Annotated in this window: 8 protein-coding genes; all 8 read right to left on the bottom strand. The window is 61.3% G+C overall.

Going from position 1 to position 3,648, the window contains the following annotated elements; translation table 11 throughout:
* Positions 1-207: 207 nt before the first annotated feature.
* Genes VJS90_RS02270 through VJS90_RS02235 form a run of 8 tightly spaced genes read right to left on the bottom strand, consistent with a single transcriptional unit; the run spans position 208 to position 3,378 of the window.
* On the bottom strand, positions 208-531 hold the full coding sequence (locus tag VJS90_RS02270) for a hypothetical protein (RefSeq protein WP_324118680.1): 324 nt from the start codon (positions 529-531) through the stop codon (positions 208-210).
* Positions 532-571: 40 nt separating this feature from the next.
* The gene (locus VJS90_RS02265; RefSeq protein WP_324118678.1) at positions 572-964 is read right to left on the bottom strand and encodes a DUF7694 domain-containing protein; all 393 of its coding nucleotides are present in this window, start codon (positions 962-964) and stop codon (positions 572-574) included.
* A 42-nt stretch (positions 965-1,006) separates the two neighbouring features.
* Positions 1,007-1,345, bottom strand: coding sequence for a hypothetical protein (locus VJS90_RS02260; protein ID WP_324118676.1), 339 nt, complete (start codon positions 1,343-1,345; stop codon positions 1,007-1,009).
* A 51-nt stretch (positions 1,346-1,396) separates the two neighbouring features.
* Complete coding sequence (locus VJS90_RS02255) at positions 1,397-1,879, bottom strand: class I SAM-dependent methyltransferase (RefSeq protein WP_324118673.1); 483 nt, start codon at positions 1,877-1,879, stop codon at positions 1,397-1,399.
* On the bottom strand, positions 1,876-2,295 hold the full coding sequence (locus VJS90_RS02250) for a phage protein NinX family protein (RefSeq protein ID WP_324118671.1): 420 nt from the start codon (positions 2,293-2,295) through the stop codon (positions 1,876-1,878). Before VJS90_RS02250 ends, VJS90_RS02255 begins: the two co-directional genes overlap by 4 nt.
* Positions 2,292-2,537, bottom strand: a complete 246-nt coding sequence (locus VJS90_RS02245) for a DUF551 domain-containing protein (RefSeq protein WP_324118669.1) — start codon at positions 2,535-2,537, stop codon at positions 2,292-2,294. The genes VJS90_RS02250 and VJS90_RS02245 overlap by 4 nt, the downstream gene beginning before the upstream one ends.
* Positions 2,534-2,887, bottom strand: coding sequence for a hypothetical protein (locus VJS90_RS02240; protein WP_324118667.1), 354 nt, complete (start codon positions 2,885-2,887; stop codon positions 2,534-2,536). Before VJS90_RS02240 ends, VJS90_RS02245 begins: the two co-directional genes overlap by 4 nt.
* On the bottom strand, positions 2,884-3,378 hold the full coding sequence (locus tag VJS90_RS02235; protein ID WP_324118665.1) for a hypothetical protein: 495 nt from the start codon (positions 3,376-3,378) through the stop codon (positions 2,884-2,886). The genes VJS90_RS02240 and VJS90_RS02235 overlap by 4 nt, the downstream gene beginning before the upstream one ends.
* Positions 3,379-3,648 lie beyond the last annotated feature (270 nt).

Below are 3,648 nucleotides of genomic sequence, written 5' to 3'. Positions count from 1 at the left end.
ATGCTGTAAAAAATCCTGCCATCGAATTTCTTCCATACCCCTTCCGGGATCACGCCGCGGCTACGCTTGCCTTCAAGGGCGCGCGGGGTTGTGCCGATCAGCTCGGCCATCTTTTTCTCCGGCACCTTGTCTGACTCGTAGGTAATCGGCGGTCTTTCTTCGTGTTCCATGCATGTCTCCACGCCGCCGGTGGCGGCAGGTTGGTGGTCAATCGACCTGGTAGTAGACGTAGCAGTTGACGCCCTGGGCCTTGAGTGACTGATACATCGCTTGCACGCCAGCGCTGTGCTGGTTGCCCTGGCCTGGCCAAGGGGTATCGAGATGGATGCCCTGCTGGTGGTAGCGGCTCTTCTTCTGCACGTAGCCCGGCAGGCCGGGCAGCTGGCTGGCGCGCAGGCCTGGAACGGGGATGACGACGCGGTCCAGATTCGCGCTGCCGCCATCATTCGTGCAGGCCGCTGCGGCCGCTTTACCGGCCTCTGTGGCGATGCGCACCTTCTCGGGCAGGCTGGCCAGTTCTTCTTTCGTCATGGGAAGGGTCTCCATGCCGCTGCGGCGGCAGGTTGGTGAGTTAACGCGACGCCGACCACTTGAAGGTCAGGCTCTCTGGCGGGAAGAACAGGTGGCGCATGTTGGCGACGTTCACGATGTCGCGGTCGGCCGGGAAGACCTCGACGGCATCCAGGTCGCCGCGGCCGCACTCGCGCTTGAGCCGCATGAGCTCGTCCCAAGTGACCTGGTCGACCCAGGTGCTGCCGTTATGCGCCGTCCGGCAAATGCTCATGCGCTGGTAGCCGTCGGGCTCGGCGAAGACCTGGACGAGGAAGGCTTGCGACCGCCAGACCTCGGTAAGGCCCGGCGGCGGCAGGGCTGGCCACTCTTCCTGCGGCACGCGCCGGAGCGCCGAAGGTTGCTTGGCGTTCCGCTTGGCCAGCAGCCGGCGCTGATTTCTGTCTGTGTGCATTGCGATTGGGCTCCTATGTCGGGCAGGAAGGCAGGCTGGTGGTCAGGGCTTGCCGATCTTCGTCCAGCCGCCGGTCCGGTGCGTATCGTGATAGGTGTCGACGCCGCGGTGGTGGCCGTGGCTGATGCGGCAGACCTTGCACATGCGCGAGTCGCCGAAGTCGCCGTACTTCACCGGCGAGAACCGTGACCACCGATGCCCGAAGGGCTTGCAGATAAGCAGTCGCCCGGCCAGCACGATCACGTTCCAAATGCGCGGGTATTCGCTGTGGAGCGCCAGGTGGATGTGGTTCACACGCATGCCCATCCGCCATTTCAGCGGACGGTGCTTGTCGCCTTTGCGAAGCGGCTCGGTGATGAGCTTTCCAATTTGTTTGAGCACAGGTCATCCTCGCCCGCGCATGTCGGCGGGCTTGAGTTGCAGGGGAAGGGGTTAGGCTGCGGGGCGCTTCATGAAGGTGATCCAGTGCGTCTTCTCGCGCTTGCCGGACTTGTGGCCAAAGAGGGGCTTTTCATCTGTCAGGGCCAGCAACTCGCTCACCAGCACCTGGGTCTCGTTCCATTTGAAGATCAAAATTCCCTCGGGCTCCAGCACACGAAAGCACTCGGCAAAGCCCTGGCGGATGTCTTCCCGCCAGTCGCTGGTCAGCACGCCATACTTGGCGCGCATCCAGCTATCTACCCCGGCGCGTGTCAGGTGGGGTGGGTCGAAGACGACCAGGCGAAAGGTTGAGGCCTCAAAGGGCAAACGCCGGAAATCCATCAGCACATCAGGCTCAATCTTCAGCACTCGGCCATCGCAGAGCAGGTGCTCCTCGTCGCGGATGTCGCCGAACAGAGCGCGTTGGTCCTGCTTGTCGAACCACATCATGCGGCTGGCGCTGCAGGGATCGAGTACCTTCGCAGCTGACGTCATGGCATTAACTCCTTCGGCACCTGGACGGTATCGCCGAACTCAGTTGCGACTATTGCCTGACACGCCGCTATCAGGGCAGTGCCGCAATAGTCCGTGCCATAGTGCTCGCCAGCCTTGTAGTAAACACTGGCCCGCCACCGTTCCGACATCTCAGTGCCATCGGGCCCTTCATGGGCTTCCGGGATAAGCGAGACCTGATATTTCACAGCCAGCGGGCCACTTAGCCCCCAGTCCTCCTGGGGGTTGTACCGCTCGATCCTGATGGTGGCCTCGCCGACGCGCCGCACGAACACCCGCCAGGGGTTGCCGTACTGCGGCGGCTCCAGCAGAACGTCCAAACCTTCGGCCTTGGCCACTGCCCAGGCCAGCGCCTCACCGACCAGGTCCTCTGTCGCGACTTTGATCAGTTCCGTCATGGCTGATCTCCTAAAGGGGTTGGCAGCGGATGCCAGTGGCTTGGCTCGAAGTCGTCAAGCTCGTAGCCTTCAACGTACCAGCCTGCCTCATCGAAAATGGGAGTGCTCAGCGCCCAACCCCAAGCCCAACTTCCATCATTGATATCCGCCCTTGCGCCAATTCCGGTTATCCCTCCTGCCTGCAAAAAAACAGGAACGTCGATTGGCGGAAGCTCGTCGCTGCATTTGATCCATTCGCTCACAGATGATACCTCTCATCAATCCAGCGCCCAGGTGCCTGAGCTGGTGTGGGTTCGGGTTGGGTTTCGTGCGGGGAGAGCTGGCGCTCGGTACCGGCGTGGTGATTGCCGCCAGTGACGCCGCTCGGCTGGGTGCAGTTATTGCCGCAGCTCTCTTCCCACTGGGTCGAGCCGGAGCAGTTGGTGAAGTACCGTGCCCGGCCGCCGTCTTGGAATCGGTACACGGTGCAGCCATCTTCTTTGAAGAGCCGGTCGACCTTGAAGTCGGAACCGATGCGCGTGGTTGATTCAGCCTCTCCTTGGCAGCCGGCTAGGGTGGCCAGTAGCAGGAGGTAGAGGGCGAGGCGGGTCATTTCCGCAGATCCTCGTCTGGGTCGAAGCCGAAACGGCGGCACAGCGCGTGCGCAACTCCAGATCCACAGCAGAAGGCATCCATCATGAGCACCCAGCGTGGCTGCTTCATTCTGGTGGCGCCCCGCACCATCCGCACCGCTGTTCGGAGCAGGTCGTCTTCGGTGAACTCGCAGCCGGACAACGTGATGGTGCGGCTCTTGCCGTTGAGATGCCCGAGTGCGGCCCGAAACTGCTCTATGTACTCCTCCTGCGTTGAGCCCCATCGATTGACCAGGCATTCATAGTCAACCGGAAAGCCTTCATCTTCGGGCTCGTCAGAGGGTGTGCCAGGCACCATCAGGAATGTACTCTCCACTGCCTGAAGAAGGTCGGAGAAGCGCTTTGTGTTCCGGACGTTGACCTCTAGAACGTTGATCGGCTGCGAGTGGTGCAGGCCGAAAATGTCATAGATGCGCGCCAGGTCTGGGTGCAATTGGCTTTGTTCAGGCATGACTACTCCAAGGCCGCTCCCTGGCGGCTTCAATAAATAGGGGGGTCCGGAACCGGGCGCACCGATGGTCCGACTTCTCCGCAAAATCGGCGAATACAGTTGCCGACCCTGAGAGTTCCGTTATGGTTGTCTAACGGCTGTACAACTCGACCGGTGGATCTGGAGGAACCATGAGAAAGCGAGGCGATCTTTTTTGGGATTGGGCAGACCCAAATCTTCATCACCGTTCGCATGACGAGAATCTCAGCGATGGCACGCACATTGACGTGC

The sequence above is a fragment of the Pseudomonas sp. genome (assembly GCF_035277045.1).
GTDB lineage: Bacteria > Pseudomonadota > Gammaproteobacteria > Pseudomonadales > Pseudomonadaceae > Aquipseudomonas.
Note: the sequence above shows the minus strand (reverse complement) of the source record. Positions and strands in the feature narration are given on the sequence as shown.

Bases quoted from the DNA above. Each gene is read 5' to 3' on its own strand.
- VJS90_RS02240 (WP_324118667.1), bottom strand. From the start codon at position 2,887: ATGACCCGCCTCGCCCTCTACCTCCTGCTACTGGCCACCCTAGCCGGC.
- VJS90_RS02255 (WP_324118673.1), bottom strand. From the start codon at position 1,879: ATGACGTCAGCTGCGAAGGTACTCGATCCCTGCAGCGCCAGCCGCATG.
- VJS90_RS02265 (WP_324118678.1), bottom strand. From the start codon at position 964: ATGCACACAGACAGAAATCAGCGCCGGCTGCTGGCCAAGCGGAACGCC.
- VJS90_RS02270 (WP_324118680.1), bottom strand. From the start codon at position 531: ATGACGAAAGAAGAACTGGCCAGCCTGCCCGAGAAGGTGCGCATCGCC.
- VJS90_RS02235 (WP_324118665.1), bottom strand. From the start codon at position 3,378: ATGCCTGAACAAAGCCAATTGCACCCAGACCTGGCGCGCATCTATGAC.
- VJS90_RS02250 (WP_324118671.1), bottom strand. From the start codon at position 2,295: ATGACGGAACTGATCAAAGTCGCGACAGAGGACCTGGTCGGTGAGGCG.